The organism is Actinomycetospora cinnamomea (genome assembly GCF_003096675.1).
Taxonomy (GTDB): Bacteria; Actinomycetota; Actinomycetes; order Mycobacteriales; family Pseudonocardiaceae; genus Actinomycetospora; species Actinomycetospora cinnamomea.
The window spans coordinates 1-16,966 of the sequence record NZ_QEKW01000004.1; the positions used below are offsets into that span (position 1 = coordinate 1).

General features: G+C 74.5%; 15 protein-coding genes, 1 tRNA gene and 1 pseudogene. 9 read left to right on the forward strand and 8 right to left on the reverse strand.

Annotated elements, in window-relative coordinates; all coding sequences use genetic code 11:
- Nucleotides 1-405: pseudogene (locus C8D89_RS09200) on the forward strand (metal-sulfur cluster biosynthetic enzyme); the annotation flags it as partial.
- 171 nt (nucleotides 406-576) lie between these two features.
- Here the strand turns inward: C8D89_RS09200 and C8D89_RS09205 are convergent.
- The 4 genes from C8D89_RS09205 to C8D89_RS09220 form a co-directional block, all read right to left on the reverse strand.
- Nucleotides 577-1,530 (reverse strand): hypothetical protein, encoded by a 954-nt coding sequence (locus C8D89_RS09205; protein WP_116707846.1) that lies wholly within the window; start codon nucleotides 1,528-1,530, stop codon nucleotides 577-579.
- A gap of 176 nt (nucleotides 1,531-1,706) precedes the next feature.
- Complete coding sequence (locus C8D89_RS09210; protein ID WP_116707847.1) at nucleotides 1,707-2,834, reverse strand: 5-methyltetrahydropteroyltriglutamate--homocysteine S-methyltransferase; 1,128 nt, start codon at nucleotides 2,832-2,834, stop codon at nucleotides 1,707-1,709.
- Nucleotides 2,835-2,844: 10 nt separating this feature from the next.
- Nucleotides 2,845-3,672 (reverse strand): IclR family transcriptional regulator, encoded by an 828-nt coding sequence (locus C8D89_RS09215; RefSeq protein WP_243417979.1) that lies wholly within the window; start codon nucleotides 3,670-3,672, stop codon nucleotides 2,845-2,847.
- A gap of 39 nt (nucleotides 3,673-3,711) precedes the next feature.
- Nucleotides 3,712-4,692 carry an aldo/keto reductase gene (locus C8D89_RS09220; protein WP_116707849.1) on the reverse strand — a complete coding sequence of 327 codons (981 nt, stop codon included), beginning with the start codon at nucleotides 4,690-4,692 and terminating at the stop codon, nucleotides 3,712-3,714.
- A gap of 140 nt (nucleotides 4,693-4,832) precedes the next feature.
- Between C8D89_RS09220 and C8D89_RS09225 the strand changes: the two genes are divergently transcribed.
- Nucleotides 4,833-7,190, forward strand: a complete 2,358-nt coding sequence (locus C8D89_RS09225; protein ID WP_116707850.1) for a glycoside hydrolase family 65 protein — start codon at nucleotides 4,833-4,835, stop codon at nucleotides 7,188-7,190.
- Here the strand turns inward: C8D89_RS09225 and C8D89_RS09230 are convergent.
- On the reverse strand, nucleotides 7,187-7,567 hold the full coding sequence (locus tag C8D89_RS09230) for a hypothetical protein (RefSeq protein WP_116707851.1): 381 nt from the start codon (nucleotides 7,565-7,567) through the stop codon (nucleotides 7,187-7,189). The two genes, C8D89_RS09225 and C8D89_RS09230, sit on opposite strands and share 4 nt — an antisense overlap.
- Nucleotides 7,568-7,705: 138 nt before the next feature.
- Between C8D89_RS09230 and C8D89_RS09235 the strand changes: the two genes are divergently transcribed.
- Both C8D89_RS09235 and C8D89_RS09240 read left to right on the forward strand, forming a co-directional pair.
- Nucleotides 7,706-8,560 carry a helix-turn-helix domain-containing protein gene (locus C8D89_RS09235; protein ID WP_116707852.1) on the forward strand — a complete coding sequence of 285 codons (855 nt, stop codon included), beginning with the start codon at nucleotides 7,706-7,708 and terminating at the stop codon, nucleotides 8,558-8,560.
- An 80-nt stretch (nucleotides 8,561-8,640) separates the two neighbouring features.
- Nucleotides 8,641-8,988: a DUF397 domain-containing protein gene (locus C8D89_RS09240; protein ID WP_116707853.1), complete on the forward strand. Its 348-nt coding sequence runs from the start codon at nucleotides 8,641-8,643 to the stop codon at nucleotides 8,986-8,988.
- On the opposite strand, the gene C8D89_RS09245 is transcribed toward C8D89_RS09240, so the two are convergent.
- Complete coding sequence (locus C8D89_RS09245; RefSeq protein ID WP_133251857.1) at nucleotides 8,985-10,433, reverse strand: serine/threonine-protein kinase; 1,449 nt, start codon at nucleotides 10,431-10,433, stop codon at nucleotides 8,985-8,987. The two genes, C8D89_RS09240 and C8D89_RS09245, sit on opposite strands and share 4 nt — an antisense overlap.
- 222 nt (nucleotides 10,434-10,655) lie before the next feature.
- On the opposite strand from C8D89_RS09245, the gene C8D89_RS28710 reads away from it, so the two are divergent.
- On the forward strand, nucleotides 10,656-11,216 hold the full coding sequence (locus C8D89_RS28710) for an antitoxin (RefSeq protein ID WP_165825617.1): 561 nt from the start codon (nucleotides 10,656-10,658) through the stop codon (nucleotides 11,214-11,216).
- A gap of 51 nt (nucleotides 11,217-11,267) precedes the next feature.
- The gene (locus C8D89_RS09250; RefSeq protein WP_116707855.1) at nucleotides 11,268-12,077 is read left to right on the forward strand and encodes a thioesterase family protein; all 810 of its coding nucleotides are present in this window, start codon (nucleotides 11,268-11,270) and stop codon (nucleotides 12,075-12,077) included.
- Here the strand turns inward: C8D89_RS09250 and serS are convergent.
- The gene (serS, locus tag C8D89_RS09255) at nucleotides 12,074-13,384 is read right to left on the reverse strand and encodes a serine--tRNA ligase (protein WP_116707856.1); all 1,311 of its coding nucleotides are present in this window, start codon (nucleotides 13,382-13,384) and stop codon (nucleotides 12,074-12,076) included. The genes C8D89_RS09250 and serS overlap by 4 nt on opposite strands.
- A 78-nt stretch (nucleotides 13,385-13,462) precedes the next feature.
- Nucleotides 13,463-13,548 (reverse strand) — tRNA-Leu (locus tag C8D89_RS09260).
- 174 nt (nucleotides 13,549-13,722) lie between these two features.
- Between C8D89_RS09260 and C8D89_RS09265 the strand changes: the two genes are divergently transcribed.
- From C8D89_RS09265 to C8D89_RS09275, 3 genes are all read left to right on the forward strand, one after another.
- A complete protein-coding gene (locus tag C8D89_RS09265) occupies nucleotides 13,723-15,018 on the forward strand; it encodes a DUF3662 and FHA domain-containing protein (protein ID WP_116707857.1) in 1,296 nt (431 codons plus the stop codon).
- Nucleotides 15,019-15,038: 20 nt separating this feature from the next.
- On the forward strand, nucleotides 15,039-15,518 hold the full coding sequence (locus C8D89_RS09270; protein WP_116707858.1) for an FHA domain-containing protein FhaB/FipA: 480 nt from the start codon (nucleotides 15,039-15,041) through the stop codon (nucleotides 15,516-15,518).
- A 76-nt stretch (nucleotides 15,519-15,594) separates the two neighbouring features.
- Nucleotides 15,595-16,938 (forward strand): PP2C family protein-serine/threonine phosphatase, encoded by a 1,344-nt coding sequence (locus C8D89_RS09275; RefSeq protein ID WP_116707859.1) that lies wholly within the window; start codon nucleotides 15,595-15,597, stop codon nucleotides 16,936-16,938.
- Nucleotides 16,939-16,966 lie beyond the last annotated feature (28 nt).

Sequence of the window (16,966 nt, forward strand, 5' to 3'; positions counted from 1 at the left end):
GCGGCGCGGGCGGGTTTCGTGAGCTCGATGGCCGGCAGCGAGGTGGGCGAGGCGGTCTCCGAGCTCCACGACCTGCGGCGCACGTTCACCGAGCGCGCGCTCATGGCGGGCACCGACCTCGTCGTGCGCCCGCTGATGCGCGAGGGCGCCACACCCGAGCAGGTCGCGGCGATGACCCTCGGCGACGCCCCTCCGTCGGGCGATCTCCGCCGGCTGCGGGCCAGGCGCCGGGAACTCGGGATCCCGGACGGCGACGACGCCCCGCTCGTCGTCGACCCCACCGGAGCGACCGTGGGTGTCGACGCCCTTCCCCTGCACCTGCGCAAGGCCCGCTCCTACCAGGTGGGCGTCGACGCCAACACGAGCATCTGCCGCGGCCAGCTCGCGGCGCGCTACGGGGTCTGACCGGTTTCCCGGAGCGAACGCGCTGTTCGCTGCTTCTATGCGTTCGAACTCCGCGTTCGCCTCCGGGACATCGAGGCATGCGGGTGGCGCCCGGTGCAGCGAACGCGCTGTTCGCTGCTCTCCTGCGCGCGAGGCGCCCGTGCGCGGCGGAGCGTCCGCTCCGATGGTGTGTCAGGACACCGGAACGACGCGGATGTCGGGGCAGGGACGACCGGCCGCGAGCCGGTACTGCCCCCACAGCTCCGCGACGACATCCGCCTTCTCCTGCCGCAGTCGGCGCGGGCGGGTGTGCGCGACGACGAGACCCGCCGCCTGCATCCGCGCGCGCCGGCGCAACGTCGCGTCCCAGTCCTCGAGCGTGAGGTGGTGCGCGAGCGAGTCGATCTCCCACGCCAGGCCGACGTCGGGGAAGTACGCGTCCGCCTGGGCGAGGTACGTCCCGTCGGTGGTGTAGAGCTTCGGGTTCCACAGCACCGGCGGGAGGTCGCTGTCGCGGTGGAGATCCCGCGCCCAGGCCTCGGCGACCGAGCGCACGCCGGCCTCGAGCTCGTCGAGGACCTGGCGCGGCAGCGCGGTCCCGCGTTGTGAGCCGGCAGCCAGTTCCACCCTCAGTCGGGCGACGGTCGTCCGACCCTTCTGGACGACCTCGGCGAGGACGGCACGGACCGCGTCCCGCCGGTCGAGGCGCCGCACCGTGCAGATGACGGCGCGCTCGAGCGGGGCGAGCGGGAGACCGCCGACGTCGACCGGTGCGGGGAGTCGCTCGGTCCGTTCGATCTCCACGAACGCCGAGGACGTGCGCTGGCGCTGTGCGTCGACGAGGACCAGCAGCCGACCGGCGGGCGACGGGTTCGTCAGCCCGTACCGCCGGAGGGCCTCGCCCCCGCTCAGCACCGCACCCGGCCCCGCGTACAGCAGCGCGGCGGCGGCACGCTGGTCGTCGGTCGGCTCGTCCGGACCCTCCTTGACGACGCCGCGCAGGACTCGCCGGGCGTGGCCGGCCTGGACCCGCCGGGAGATGGTCGACGACGACATCCCGAGCGAGGTCAGGTCGGCGACCGCCGCCACCCCGAACAGGCCGACGGAGGCGATGGCGACGGGATCGAGGCGAGCGCGTCGGGGCATGTGCCCGAGCCTCGCCCGCCTGGCGACGGCAGCGGTAACGACGCCCGCCGCGCCTGTGGACGCATTCGGCGGATGGGGACGGGCGCCCGGACCTGAACACGCCGAACCACGGGGAGCGAACGGGGACTTCGCGCGCATAGAAGCAGCGAACAGCGCGTTCGCTGCAACGGACCCGCTCAGCCCCAGACGTCGCGAGCCACGGAGACGATCAGTTCGAGCTTGGCGCGCTGCTGGTCGGCGGTCAGGTCGTTGCCCTCGACCGTGGAGGAGAAGCCGCACTGCGGGGACAGGCAGAGCTGCTCCAGCGGCACGTACTTGGTCGCCTCCTCGATACGACGCTTGAGGGTGTCCGGGTCCTCGAGCTCGCCGGTCTTGGTGGTCACGAGACCCAGCACCACCTGCTGGTCGCCGCGGGGCAGGAAGCGCAGGGGCGAGAAGTCGCCGGAGCGGGCGTCGTCGTACTCGCAGAAGAAGCCGTCGACCTGCAGGCCGCCGAAGACGGCGTCGGCGACGTAGTCGTAGCCGCCCTCGGCCGCCCACGACGAGCGGTAGTTGCCGCGGCACATGTGCGTGGTGACGCGGAGGTCGTCGGGGCGGTCGCGGAGCACCTCGTTGATCGTGTCGACGTAGCGCTGGTGCATGGTCGTGGCGTCCTCGCCGCGGGCGGTCATCGACTCCCGCTGGGCGGGGTCGTTGAGGTAGGCGAGCGAGGTGTCGTCGAGCTGCAGGTAGCGCACGCCGAGGTCGTAGAGCGCGTGCACCTCGGCGCGGTAGGCGGCGGCGAGGTCGTTCCAGAAGTCGTCGGCGTCGGTGTACACCCCGCCCTCCTGCACCGGGGCGCCCCCGAGGCGGTAGTGCAGCATCGACGGCGAGGGGATGGTCAGCTTCGGCACCGCGGTGGTCACCGTGGACGCCAGCATCGAGAACGCGTCGCCGAAGATCGTGGTGGACAGCCCGATCCGCTGGTCGATGACCATCGCCTTCGAGGTGAAGCTCAGGTCGCCCGAGGCGTTGTGGAACGCGACCTGGACCGACGAGTCCTGCGACGGGCGCACCCCGTCGAGCTGGTACAGGAAGTCCATGTGCCACGACGTGCGGCGGAACTCGCCGTCGGTGGCCGCCTGCAGGCCCACCGACTCCTGCAGCGCCACCACGTCGCGGATCGCCTCGTCCTCGGCGGCCCGCAGGTCGGCGTCGGAGAGGCGACCGGCGGCGTGGTCGTCGCGGGCCTGCCGCAGGGCGGGCGGGCGCAGGAGGCTCCCGACGTGGTCGGCACGGAACGGTGCGGTGGTCCGGGCACTCATGCGGCGGAGGTTATCCGCGCCGGACCGCGCCCGGGCCCCCGTCGTCCCACCCAGTGGAAACCGGATCGCGCAGCGCGTCCGCCAGCCGCCGCGCCCCGTCCCGGACGGCGCGCTCGAGGCGCTCGCGGCGGTCGGCGATGCTGCCCGGACCGCCCGCCGGCACGACCGGGACGGCCACCGCCACGGCGCCCACCAGCGCCGGCGCCCCGCGCGGGCCCGGCACGCGGACCGGCGCGGCCATGCACGCCAGGCGCTCGCGGAACTCCCCGCGGTCGACGGCGAGGTCGCGGCGGCGCACCCCGGCGAGCTCGCGGTCGAGCGCCTCGAGGTCGGTCATCGTGCGGTAGGCGTGCGAGGGCAGGCCGTCGCGGTCGAGGATGGCGCGCCGGGCCACGTCGTCGGCCTCGGCCAGCAGCAGCTTGCCGACGGCGGTCGCGTGCAGGGCGCCCCGCCAGGTCGAGATCATGGGCACCGGGTGCTCCGCGCAGTCGTCATGGGCCACGACCACCACGTCGTCGTCGCGGAACGCCGCGTAGAGCGCGCCCGCGCCGGCGGTCGCGTGCACGTCGCGCAGGATCGCGCCGAGCCCGCGCGGCACGGGCAGCTGGGCGACGAGACGGTCGTGCAGCGCCGGCAGCTTGGGCCCCAGCCCGAAGCCGCGCGAGGCCTCGAGGCGCACGAGGTAGCCGTCGACGACGAGGCTCTCGAGCAGGTGGTAGGTCGTCGACAGGTTGTACTCGAGGCGCCTCGCCACGGCCTTGGCGCTGATCCCGTCGCCGGCCGCGGCGACCACCTCGAGCACCTGCAGGGCGCGGTGCACGGAGGAGAGCGCGCTCACACCCGCCATGACACACGGGTGCGACCCGGGGAGTCCAGATCAGGCGTCCAGCCGGGTGTCCTCCGAGGCCTCGGTGAGCGCGGCGAGCTCGTCGGGGGCCAGCGTGAGCTCGGCCATCGGCAGGATCGTGCCGAGCTGGTCGAGGTTCCGCGCGCTCGCGATCGGCGCCGTCACCGTCGGCTGGGCGGCCAGCCAGGCCAGCGCCACCGCCGCCACCGGCGCGTTGTGCCCGGCGGCGACCTCGTCGAGCACGCCGAGCACCCGCACGCCGCGGTCGTCGAGGTAGGTCACGGCGCCGCCGGCGCGGGCCGAGGCCATCGGGCCGCTGGTGTCGGGCGGCGTGTCGCCCGGCCGGTACTTGCCGGTGAGGAAGCCCTTGGCCAGCGCGAAGTAGGGCATCACCCCGAGATCGGCCGACGCCGCGATCTCGGCCAGCTCGTCCTCGTAGCCCGCGCGCTCGACGAGGTTGTAGTGCGGCTGCAGGGCCACCGGCCGCACCAGCCCGTGCCGGTCGGCGACGGTCAGCACCGAGGTCAGCCGATCCGCCGAGTAGTTCGACACCCCGACGTGGCGGACCTTGCCCGCGCGGACGAGCTCGTCGAACACGGCGAGCATCTCCTCGACCGGCGTGTCCGGGTCGTCCCGGTGGGCGTAGTAGAGGTCGATGCGGTCGGTGCGCAGCCGGCGCAGCGAGTCCTCGCACGCCGCCCGCACGTTGTCCGGCGACAGGCCCGGGCGCTCGGGCCACGAGCCGACCTTGGTGGCCACCACGAGGCGGTCGCGCACCCCGCGGTCGGCCATCCAGTCGCCCAGCACCCGCTCCGAGTCGCCGCCGGTGTTGCCCTCGACGCGCCACGTGTAGGAGTCGGCGGTGTCGACGAAGTCCCCGCCGGCCGCGAGGTAGGCGTCGAGCACGGCGTACGAGGTCGGCGCGTCCGCGGTCCACCCGAACACGTTGCCGCCCAGGCAGAGCGGGTGGACGTCGAGGTCGGTGCGCGGGATGCGGACGCGTGCAGCCATGCCCCCACCGTAGGCACGCGCGGCGGGTGGCACCGGAGGAAGCGACTACGCTGCCCGCCGACCTCCGCGGGAGAGCGACGCCGCTCCGGCGGGCCCGAGGGCGCACCCCGCGCGCGTCCTCCAGCGGACGAGGAGAACCGGTGATCACCAACGCGTTCCGCGTCGAACCCTGGACCATCCACGAGGCCCACGTCGACCTCGACTTCCTGCCCCAGACGGAGTCGCTCTTCGCGCTGGCCAACGGGCACGTCGGGCTGCGCGGCAACCTCGACGAGGGCGAGCCGCACGCCATGCCGGGCACGTACCTCAACTCGTTCTTCGAGTCCCGCCCGTTGCCGCACGCCGAGGGCGGCTTCGGCTACCCCGACGAGGGCCAGACGCTGGTCAACGTCCCCAACGGCAAGCTGATCCGCGTGCTCGTCGACGACGAGCCGCTCGACGTGCGCTACGGCCAGGTGCTCGAGCACCACCGCACGCTCGACATGCGGGCCGGCACGCTCACCCGCCACGTCGACTGGGTCTCACCCGCCGGTCAGCGGGTGACGGTGACCTCGGAGCGGCTGGTGTCGTTCTCCCAGCGCTCGGTGGCCGCGATCTCCTACGAGGTCGCCGTGCCCCCCGACGCCGGGTCCGAGGCCCTCCTGGTCATCCAGTCCGAGCTCTTCGCCAACGAGCAGATGCCCGTCATCGAGGGCGACCCGCGCGTGGCGGCGGCGCTGCAGAACGTCCTCGTGCCCGAGCACCACTCGTTCTCCAGCCACGGCGCCCGCATGACCCACCAGACGCGGCGCTCGGAGCTGCGGGTGGGTGCCGCGATGGAGCACCAGGTCTACGGGCCGGACGACGCCCAGGTCACCAGCTCCTGCTCGAACAACGTCGGGCGCACCACGGTCATCACGCGGCTCAAGCCCGGCCAGAGCCTGCGCGTCGTGAAGTACATGGCCTACGGCTGGTCGAGCTCGCGGTCGCAGCCCGCGATCGTCGACCAGGTCGAGGCCGCGCTGGACGCCTCGGTCTACACGGGCTGGGACGGGCTGGTCGCCGCGCAGCGGGCGTACCTCGACGAGTTCTGGGCGCGGGCCGACCTCGAGATCGACGGCGACCCGCGCCTGCAGCAGGCGCTGCGGTACTGCCTGTTCCAGGTGCTGCAGGCCGGCGCCCGAGCCGAGAAGCGCGCCATCGGCGCCAAGGGCCTCACCGGCCAGGGGTACGACGGCCACACGTTCTGGGACGGCGAGACGTTCGTGCTGCCGGTGTTCATGTACACCCAGCCGCGCGCGGCGGCCGACGCGCTGCGCTGGCGACACTCGACGCTCGACATCGCCTACGCCCACGCCGCGCACCTCGGCCTGAAGGGCGCCGCCTTCGCCTGGCGCACCATCCGGGGCGAGGAGTGCTCGGGCTACTGGCCCGCGGGCACCGCGGCGTTCCACGTCAACGCCGACATCGCCGACGCCGTCATGCGCTACGTCGCCGCCACCGACGACAAGGAGTTCGAGCGGGAGGTCGGCGTCGACCTCCTGGTGGCCACCGCCCGGCTGTGGCGCTCGCTCGGCCACCACGACAGCGACAGCGCGTTCCGCATCGACGGCGTCACCGGCCCCGACGAGTACTCCGCGGTGGCCGACAACAACGTCTACACCAACCTCATGGCGCAGAAGAACCTGCGCGGTGCCGCCGACGCCGCCGTGCGCTGGCCGCGCGAGGCCGAGCGGCTGCACGTGAGCCCCGAGGAGATCGCGAGCTGGCGGTCCGCGGCGTCGGCGATGGTGATCCCGTTCGACTCCGCGCTCGGCATCCACCAGCAGAGCGAGGGCTTCACCCGCCACGCCGTCTGGGACTTCGAGAACACCCCCGAGAGCGCCTACCCCCTGCTGCTCAACTACCCGTACTTCGACCTGTACCGCAAGCAGGTCGTCAAGCAGCCCGACCTGGTGCTGGCGATGGTCCAGTGCCCGGACGCGTTCACCCCGCAGCAGAAGTACGACAACTTCGTCTACTACGAGCGCATCACCGTCCGCGACTCGTCGCTCTCGCCCGGCACGCTGGCGGTGATGGCCGCCGAGACCGGCCACCTCGACCTCGCCTACGACTACCTGTGCGAGTCCGCGCAGATGGACCTCGCCGACCTCGAGCACAACGTCCGCGACGGCGTGCACCTCGCCGCGCTCGGCAGCGCGTGGACGGCCGTGGTCATGGGGCTCGGGGGCATGCGCACCCACGACGGCGGGCTGAGCTTCGCGCCGCGGCTGCCCGAGCAGCTCTCCGGCCTGCGGTTCCGCGTGCAGTGGCGCGGGCGCTCCCTGCACCTCGCGGTCAGCGGCACCGAGACCACCTACACCCTCGAGCACGGCGACGCCCTCGAGCTGCGCCACCACGAGGAGGACGTGAAGGTGGCCGTCGACGAGCCGGTCACCGTGGCCGTCCCGCCGCCTCCGCACGTCGGCGACGTCGAGCAGCCGCCCGGTCGGGCGCCGCTCTTCCGCCGCCACAGCTAGCGGGGAGCCACCGGGACGAGACGGTGGCGCCGGCGCGCCGCGCACACGCCCAGCGCGCGCCAGGGCAGCGGCGGGCCGGCGGCCTGGTAGCGCGTGCGGACGGGGTGCCACAACCCGTCGGCACCGCGGTCCCACCGCGCGACGCCCGGCACCTGGCCCAGCACGGTCACCGAGCTGACGCCGCCGGGTTCGGGGTCGACCGCGACGTCGTAGCCCTCGCCGCCGGCCGGCAGCCCGCAGCGGCAGTGCGTCAGGGTCGCGCGGTGCCCGGTGGCGGTGGTGGTCGTCGTCCCGCAGATCGGCTCGGCGGGCAGGATCCAGGCGTCCCCGGCGGGGGACGCGGCCCCGGTCACGGGGTCGACGGAGCGGTCGGACACCGGGCCCTCCACGTCACCTGGCCGCACGCCTACATGTAGGGCGAAGAGTAGTTCACCGGTTCGGGGCGGCTGCGCTGGCTACCCTCCATCCCGACCGGTGCCGACCCGGCGGCGCCGCGAGCCCCGGAGGACCGGCGTTTGGCCGACCGCACCGACCCCAGCGCGCTGCGCTGGTTGATCGGGCACGAGCTGCGTGCGGCCCGCGAGCAGGCCGGGCACACGCAGAGCGCCGCGGCGCGCGTGCTCGACTGCACCCACGCGAAGATCAACTACCTGGAGCAGGGCAAGAACCAGCAGCGCCCCGACGAGGTCGTCCGGCTCCTGCACTCCTACGGCGCCGATCCCAGCGACGTCGAACGCCTCGCGTCGCTCGCCTCCGCCGCCGACCGGGGCACCTGGTGGGCACCTTTCGCCGACGTCGTGCCCGACTGGCTGCGCACCTTCGTCGGCCTCGAAGGGCTCGCGTCGGCGTCGTTCGCCTACGAGCCGCTGCTGCTCCACGGCCTGCTGCAGACTCGTGCGTACGCCACGGCCCTGCTCGCGGACCCCCTGCGCGTCCCCGTCGTCGACGTCGAGCGGGTCGTCGCGCTGCGCCTCGCGCGCCAGCAGCGCCTGCACGACCCGGTGCGCCCGCTGCGCTACGAGGCGGTCATCGAGGAGACGATCCTCGACCGCCACGTGGGCGGGCCCGCGGTGATGGCCGAGCAGCTCGACCACCTGCTCGCCCTCTCGGAGCAGGACAACGTCGTCATCCGGGTGATGCCCCTCGCCGTCGCCGTGCACGACGGGCTGGACGGCGAGTTCACCCTGCTCGACTTCGACGCTGCGCGATCGATCGGTTACGTGGAGTTCCAGGACGGCGCCGTCTACGTCCAGGATCCTGACCGGATTGGCGGATACCGCACGGCCGCTGCGAGACTGCGCGACGCGGCGCTCCCGGAGGACGCCTCCCGCGAGGTGATCCGGGACCGGCGGGCGGCGCTGGGCGCCTGACGCACGACACCTCGAGGTCGTCGCGACGGGCCCGGTGCCGCACGGGCCCCACCGCTCCCCCTGTGCAAGGAGACTCGGCCATGACCCACGGCACGACCCCCCGATGGCGGACCTCCCGCCACAGCTCCAACGGCGCGAGCTGCGTCGAGGTCCTCGAGGCCGACCGCGCCACCTACCTGCGCGACACCAAGCAGCACGGGCAGGGCCCGGTCGTGCACCTCGACGGGCCGGCCTGGTCGGCGTTCCTCGACGAGGTCGCCCGCGACGCCCCGTCGGCCAACGGTGCGGTCGAGGTGACCGCCACCGCCGAGGGCGGGCGCACCGTCCGCGAGGCGTCGTCCGGCGCGGAGCTGCATTTCCGCGCCGACGAGTGGGCCGCCTTCCGCGCCGGCGTGCTCGACGGGGAGTTCTCGCCAGGCGCGGCCTAGCCGCCGAGCCCGCCGACGGCGCCGCCGTCGTCGTCCCCGCCGTCGCCACCGCCACCACCCGTGCCGCCACCGGGCGCCGGGGCGCTCGTCGTGGCGGTCGTCGTCGTCGGCTCGGCCGGCGGCTGGGTCGTCACCGGGGGCGGGGCGACGGTCGTGGTCGGCGGAGGCGTCGTGGTGCGCCGCGTGGTGCGCTCGGTCGTCTCCTCGACGGTGGTCGTGGTGGTGCTCGACGTGCTCAGCACCGGCGGCAGGACCGGCGGCGCGGCCGGGGCGGGCTCGTCGCGGTTCGACAGCAGCAGGTAGCCGCCGATGCCGCCCGCGAGCAGCAGGCCCACGAGCGCGAGCACCGCGGCCGCGCGCCGGCGTCCACGGCGGGGCGCCTCCCCCGGCGCCGCGCCCGGCTCGCCACCGACCAGCGCGGTCGGGTCGCCGTACCCGGTGCCGTACGCGCCGGCGGCCGCCGCGGCCGCGTAGCCGCCGGGTGGGGTCCCCATCCGGCGGGTGGGACCCGAGGAAGGCCCGCCCATCGGCGCGTAGGCGGTGGGCCCGGTGCCCGGCCCCATCGCCGCCGTGCGCATCGCGCCGCTGCCCGTGATCGGCGCGGGCGCCAGGACCGTCTGGGCGTCCATCCCGCTCTCGCGGGCGATCATGCGCAGCTCGCCGACCACCTGCTCGGTGGTGGGCCGCTCCATCGGCTCGTCCAGCGTCATCCCGGCGAGCAGCCCCCCGAGCGGCCCGGGGAGGTCCGGCGGGATCTCCGGCGCCCGGTGCAGCCGCGCCACGGCCGCCTCGAGCGCGTTGCCCGGGTACTCGCGACGCGCGGTGATGCACTCGAGCAGGACGAGGCCCAGCGCGTAGACGTCCGACGCAGGCCCGACCTGCTGGCCGCGCACCTGCTCCGGCGACAGGTACGACGCGGTACCGATCACCATGCCGGTGGCGGTGATGTTGGTGGCGTCGGCGAGGACGGCGATGCCGAAGTCGGACAGGTGCGGTCGGCCCTCGGTGTCCAGCAGGACGTTGCCCGGCTTGATGTCGCGGTGGACGACGCCGTGGCGGTGCACGTAGGTCAGGGCGTCGGCCAGCGCCGCACCGAGGGCGACGACGTCGCCGAGCGCGAGGGGGCCGGAGCGGATGCGGTCCGCCAGCGACTCGCCCTCGATGAGCTGCATGACGAAGTAGGCGCGGTCGCGCTCCTGGCCGACGTCGTAGATCGTCACCAGGCCCGGGTGGTTCATCCCGGCCAGCGTCTGGACCTCGCGCTGGCGCCGGGACTCGTCGGCCTCGCCGACCCCCGCGGGGAAGAGCTTGACGGCGACGTCCCGCCCGAGGAGCTCGTCACGCGCGCGGAACACCTCGGCCGCACCGCCGCGGCCGATGAGGTCGCCGAGGGTGTAGCGCCCGCCGCCAACAGTGGGCGGCGGGCCCGCCTCCGTCGAACTCACGCCCGCGCGCCTCCTCGTCCCCCGTGCCCTGTCCGGTCCGTCTCCCGGACCCCCGATGTCGGGGTGTCCACGCGCCCATCGTGCCTGGCCGCCCGGCGCGCCCGACGGCCACCCTGCCGCAGACGGCCGTGGGGGCGACACCTCCGGCCGCTCACGAACGGGTGTGGACCCGGTCGTCACGCGGGTACCGTCCTGTCCCGCACCCCGGTACGTGGAGGACCCGTGAGTCGCGACGACTACGCCAAGCAGGGCAAGCAGTTCCTCAACGATCTGCGCGACACGGTCGGCAAGAAGGTCGCCGACAACGAGCAGGGCATCCGTGGCGGTATCGGCAAGGCCGCGCGGTGGTTCGACCAGAAGACCGGGGGCAAGTACCACGACCAGATCGGCCGGGCGGAGGCCAAGGTCGGCGAGGGCGTCGGCTGGGCGGCCAAGCAGGGCGGCCCCGCGAGCGGTGACCCGCAGGCCCCGGGTGCCCGCGCCGGTGAGGGCACCGAGCCGGTCACCCCGCCCTCGGGTGCGGCTCCGGGTGGCCCGGGCGCCGCGGGTCCGCCCCCCGGCGGGCCCCAGGCCGCGGGTGGGTACGGCGCCCCCGGCGGGCCGCAGGCTCCCGGCGGGCCCCGGGCGCCCGGGGGGCCGCAGGCTCCCGGCACCGCGGGCGGCACGGAGGACGTCACCGGTCCCGTCGGCCCGCCCACCGGTGGCCCGCAGGAGCGGCCGACCCGGCCCACCTCGCCTCCGCGCGACGACGCGGCCGACTGGCCGCGCCCGCCGCAGTCGTGACCCGGGTCCTCGTCATCCGGGCCCACACGATCCGGGCCGCGAGCGCGGTCCGTGGCTGACTTCGAGAAGGCCACGCGCCCCGAGGCGGGCGACGAGCCGGGCCGGTACTCGATCCTGCTCGACGCGCAGTGGGGCATCGGCCCCAAGCTGCACGGCGGCTACCTGCTCGCGGTGACGGCCCGCGCCGCGCGCGAGGCCGTCGCCGCGCAGCGCCCGGAGCACACGTGCCCCCAGGCGGTGACCGGGACGTTCCTGCAGGCGCCCGAGCCCGGCCCGGCGACGCTCGACGTGGCCGTGCTGCGGACCGGCCGCGGCGCGTCCCAGCTGCGGGTGCGCCTCGACCAGGACGGACCCTGCGTCGAGGCGGTCTGCGTGCTGGGGCCTCCGGCCGAGCCCTCGCCGCACGACCACGAGCCGCCCCCGCCGGACCTCACGCCCCGCGAGCAGTGCCCCCGCAGCCCGTCGACCACCGACGACGGCCGCGGGTCGCTGCCGCTCATGGACGTCGTCGACACCCGCCTCGACCCGCGCACCACCGGCTTCCTCCGGGGCGAACCGTCGGGCGAGGGCCGCATCTCCGGGTGGGTCGCGCTCGACACCGGCGAGCCCTGGACCCCCGAGGGCCTGCTCGTGGCCCTGGACGTCCTGCCGCCGGCGACGTTCGACATGGGCGTGCTCGGGTGGTCGCCGACCATGTCGCTCTCGGCCCACGTCGTCGCGGAGCCGGCTCACGGACCGCTGCGGGTCACGCAGTGGGTGGAGCACGCCGGCGCCGACCGCATGCACGAGAACTGCCGCGTCTGGGACCCGACGGGCCGGCTGGTCGGCCACGCCCACCAGCTCGCGGCGATCCGGCGCTAGTCGGTGCTCCCGTCCGGGAGCAGGCGCCGGAAGCCGGTGAAGGGGACGAGGGCCTCGGGCAGCGTCACCGAGCCGTCCTCGTCCTGGCACTGCTCGAGCACCGCGGCCATCGTGCGCCCGATCGGCAGCCCCGAGCCGTTGAGGGTGGCCACCTGCCCGCGCCCGCCGTGGGCGTCCTTGGCGCGGATGCCGGCCCGCCGTGCCTGGAACGTCCCGCAGTCCGAGCACGACGAGATCTCGCGGTAGGTGTCCTGGCTCGGGAGCCACACCTCGACGTCGTAGGTGAGCTGGGCGGCGAAGCCCATGTCACCGGCGGCCAGGCGCACGACCCGGTAGACGAGGCCGAGCTCCTGCAGGCAGGTCTCGGCGTGCCCCAGCATCGTCTCGAGCTCCCGGCCGGACTCCTCGGCGGCGCACAGGCGCACGAGCTCGACCTTCGAGAACTGGTGCAGCCGCAGGATGCCGCGGGTGTCCCGCCCGTACGAGCCGGCCTCGGAGCGGAAGCACGGCGTCCAGGCCGTGTAGGCCAGCGGCAGCTCCTCGGCCGGGAGGATCTCGTCGGCGTGCAGGTTGGTCAGCGGCACCTCGGCGGTCGGGATGAGGTAGAGGTCCCGATCGCCGGTACCCGTGCGGAAGAGATCCTCCTCGAACTTCGGCAGCTGCCCCGTGCCGGTCATCGTCTCCCGGGTCACGAGGTGCGGCACCGAGAACTCGGTGTAGCCGTGCCGTCCGGTGTGCAGGGCGAGGAAGAACGACGCGAGCGCACGCTCGAGCACCGCGCCCGGACCGCGCGCGACGCTGAACCGCGCACCCGAGAGCTTCGCGGCCCGGCCGAAGTCGAGGATGCCCATGGCCTCGCCGAGCGCGACGTGGTCGCGCGGGGTGAACCCGAACGCCGGCGGCTCGCCGACGCGGCGGACCTCGACGGCGTCGGCGTCCGAGTCGCCGTCCGGCGCGTCGTCCGAGGGCAGGTTGGGGATCGTCAGGAGCACGTCGCGCAGCGCCGCCTCGGCGGCCTCGACCTCGTCCTCCGCCTCACGGATGCGGTCCTTGAGCTCGCGGGCCCGCTCCTTGAGCGCCGTGAGCTCGGCGGGGACCTCCGTCGACGACGACCCCGCCTTCGCGGCCCTCCCGACCTCGCCGGCCGCCCGCTTCGACTCCGCCCGCAGCTCGTCCACGCGTCCGATCGCCCTGGCCCGGCGCGACGACAGCGCCTCCAGGCCGGCGAGGTCGAGCGTGTAGCCGCGGCGAGCGAGGCGGCGCACCGCCTCGTCACCCAGCTCGAGCAGGAGCCGTGCGTCGTGCATCCGGGTCGGTGTCCTCTCGCGCGGGCCGGTACCGGGACGACGAAGGCCCCGGCCGTCTCCCGACCGGGGCCTTCGTGGTGGTGGGCGAGGGGGGAGTTGAACCCCCACATCCTTCCGGATACACGGACCTGAACCGTGCGCGTCTGCCATTCCGCCACTCGCCCGGAGTGATCTGCTGACGAACGATACACGGGCCCGCGCCGCCACCCCGAAGGAGGTCCGCACCCGCGTCGCGGCGACCGATACCATCGACCCCGGCCCACCGGTGTGGCGACATGCCGGACGGGGCAGCAGGACCGAGGGGCGGCCGAGCGGACGTCGGACGAGGAGGGATCGCGGTGGGGCGCGCACAGCGCTTCGAGCGCAAGCTCGAAGGTCTGGTGGGTGACGCCTTCGCACGCGTGTTCGGTGGCAAGGTCGTCCCGCAGGAGATCGCACAGGCCCTTCGCCGTGAGGCGGAGGACGGCGTGCGAGAGTTGGCAGGTGGGCGTCGCCTGGCGCCCAATCAGTACACGGTGGTGCTCAGTCCCGCGGACCACGAACGCTTGGCCGGCGACGAGGAGACCATCACCCACTCGCTGATCGACGTCGTCGAGGAACACCTCGGCGAGGGCGGGTGGGAAACATACGGTGAGGTCGTAGTCTCTCTGGAGCGTTCCGACGCGCTGCACACGGGACAGTTCCGCACCAGGTCGTCCGTTGACCCCGACGCGTCGCGGCGACGGGCCGCGAGCCCCCGAACCGCAGGAGAACACCCCATGAGTCAGGCACCCGGCCGCTACCCGGACGACCAGCAGGGTCGCGACGGCAACTACGGCCAGCAGGACCCGTACGGCCAGCAGCAGGGCGGCTACCCGCAGCAGGGCTACCCGCAGCAGCAGGGGTACGGCCAGCAGCCCGGCTACGACCAGTACGGGCAGCCCCAGGGCTACCCGCAGCAGGGCGGCTACCCCCAGCAGGGCGGCTACGACCCCTACGGCCAGCCCCAGGGCTACCCGCAGCAGGGCTACGGCCAGCAGCCCGGGTACGACCAGTACGGGCAGCAGGGCTACGGCCAGCAGCCGGGGTACGACCAGTACGGCCAGCCGCAGGCCTACGGCCAGCCCGGCTACGACCAGTACGGCCAGCCCCAGGCCTACGGCCAGCCCGGCTACGACCAGTACGGCCAGCCCCAGGGCTACCCGCAGCCGGGCGGCTACCCCCAGCAGGGCGGCTACGACCCCTACGGCCAGCAGGGCGGCTACGGCGGCCAGTACGGCCAGGGCGGCTACGACCCCTACGGCCAGCAGGGCGGCTACGACCAGTACGGGCAGCAGGGCGGCTACGGCGGTGTGCAGACCCGCCAGCTGACCGCGTCGCTGACGCTGGATGACGGCTCGAACCGCTCCTACCAGCTGGTCAACGGCTCGAACGTCATCGGCCGCGGCCAGGACGCCCAGTTCCGCCTCGCCGACACCGGTGTCTCGCGTCGCCACCTCGAGGTCAACTGGGACGGCCAGCAGGCCACCCTGTCCGACCTCGGGTCGACCAACGGCACCACCGTCAACGGCACGCCCGTGCAGACCTGGCAGCTCGCCGACGGCGACACCATCCGGGTCGGGCACTCCGCGCTGCTCTTCCGCGCGCAGGGCTGACGGCCCGAAGGCCCGACGGCGTGCCCGAACTCGTCCTCCAGATCACGAGGGCCGGATTCCTGGCCCTCCTGTGGCTGTTCGTCCTCGCCGCGTTGCGGGTCGTGCGCAGCGACCTCTACGCGGCTTCGGGTCTGCGGGCCGCGGCGCCCGGCGGCCGACGTCCCCCTCGCGGGGGCACGTCCAAGCCGGCCCGCGGCGGCGGTCGCTCCGGGCCCCGTGCCCTGATCGTCACCGCCGGTGCCCTCGCGGGCACCCGCATCGCCCTGGACGGCCGGCCGATCATGATCGGTCGCGCGGACGACTCCACGCTGGTGCTCGACGACGACTACGCCTCGACGCGCCACGCGCGGATCTCGCAGTCCGGCGACGACTGGTACGTCGAGGACCTGGGCTCGACCAACGGCACCTACCTCGACCGCAACAAGGTCTCCGGACCGACCCGTGTCCCGATCGGCACCCCGATCCGCATCGGCAAGACGGTCATCGAGCTCCGGTCATGATGCGTTGCCCGGCACCCGCGTCCGCCACCCGGACCCGGGTGTCCCCGTCCCATCCCCTTCCGTGCAGGATCGACCCGTGACCCTGGTGCTGCGCTACTCCGCTCGCAGTGACCGGGGCCTGGTACGTCAGAACAACCAGGACTCGGTCTACGCGGGCCCGCGCCTGCTCGCCCTCGCCGACGGCATGGGCGGACACGCGGCCGGCGAGGTCGCCTCGAAGCTGGTCATCGCCGCGCTCGTGCCGCTCGACGACGACGAGCCCGGCGACGACCTGCTCGGCGAGCTCGCCGAGGCGACCGCCCAGGGCAACGATGCCATCACCGAGCTCGTGGCCGAGGAGCCCGACCTCGACGGCATGGGCACCACGCTCACCGCCGTGCTCTTCGCCGGCAGCCGGCTCGGCATGGTCCACGTCGGCGACTCGCGGGCCTACCTGTTCCGCGACGGGGTGCTCACCCAGATCACCCGCGACGACACCTTCGTGCAGTCCCTCATCGACGAGGGGCGGATCACCGAGGACGAGGCCGCCAGCCATCCCCAGCGCTCGCTGCTGCTGCGCGCCCTGACCGGCCACGACGTCGAGCCCGCGCTGACCGTGCGCGAGGCCCGCGCCGGCGACCGCTACCTGCTGTGCTCCGACGGCCTGTCCGGCGTCGTGAGCGCGGAGACGCTCGCCGAGGCGTTGACGATCCCCGACCCGCAGGACTGCTCGGACCGGCTCATCGAGCTCGCCCTCAAGGGCGGCGGGCCGGACAACGTCACCTGCATCGTCGCCGACGTCGTCGACGTCGACTACGGCGAGCACGTCCCGATCTACGGCGGTGCCGCCGGCGACGGCCGCGCCGACCCCCCGCCCGGCGACTCCGCCGCGGCCCGCGCCTCCGCCGCGACGCTCACCCGCAGCGAGCCCGAGCCGCGCCCCACCCCGGCCGCCCCGGAGTCCGCGCGCCGGCGTCCACGCCGCGGCCGGCTCCGCCTGGCCCTCGCCGCGCTGGCGGTCGTCGCGCTCGCCGCCGTCGGGGTGCTCGCGGCCAAGATCTACGTCGACAACCAGTACTACGTGGCCGCCAGCGGCGAGCAGGTCGCGATCTACCAGGGCGTGCCCGGGTCGTTCCTCGGGGTGCCGCTGCAGGAGGTCGTCGGCGAGCCGGGCCCGCGCCTCGCCGACCTCACCCCCGTGGCCCGCCAGCAGCTCGCCGGCGAGGGCATCCGGGCCGCCGACCTCGACGGCGCGCGCGAGACGGTCGCCCGGCTCACGGCGGAGCAGATGCTCCCGCCCTGCGCCCCTCCCGCGCCCCCGGCCGCGGTCCCGACGCCGGCGCCCGGCGCCGCCCCCGGGGTGGCGGGCTCCGCGCCCGTCGCCGCACCCAGCACCGCCGAGCCGCAGGTCCCGGGGCGGGACTGCCGCCAGGTGCCGTAATGGCGCGCCCGACCGCTCCCGGCGCCCA

What these genes read in the sequence shown, in the direction of transcription:
- serS (WP_116707856.1), bottom strand. Translation starts at nt 13,384, where the DNA reads ATGCACGACGCACGGCTCCTGCTCGAGCTGGGTGACGAGGCGGTGCGC.
- C8D89_RS09240 (WP_116707853.1), top strand. Translation starts at nt 8,641, where the DNA reads ATGACCCACGGCACGACCCCCCGATGGCGGACCTCCCGCCACAGCTCC.
- C8D89_RS09220 (WP_116707849.1), bottom strand. Translation starts at nt 4,692, where the DNA reads ATGGCTGCACGCGTCCGCATCCCGCGCACCGACCTCGACGTCCACCCG.
- C8D89_RS09210 (WP_116707847.1), bottom strand. Translation starts at nt 2,834, where the DNA reads ATGAGTGCCCGGACCACCGCACCGTTCCGTGCCGACCACGTCGGGAGC.
- C8D89_RS09205 (WP_116707846.1), bottom strand. Translation starts at nt 1,530, where the DNA reads ATGCCCCGACGCGCTCGCCTCGATCCCGTCGCCATCGCCTCCGTCGGC.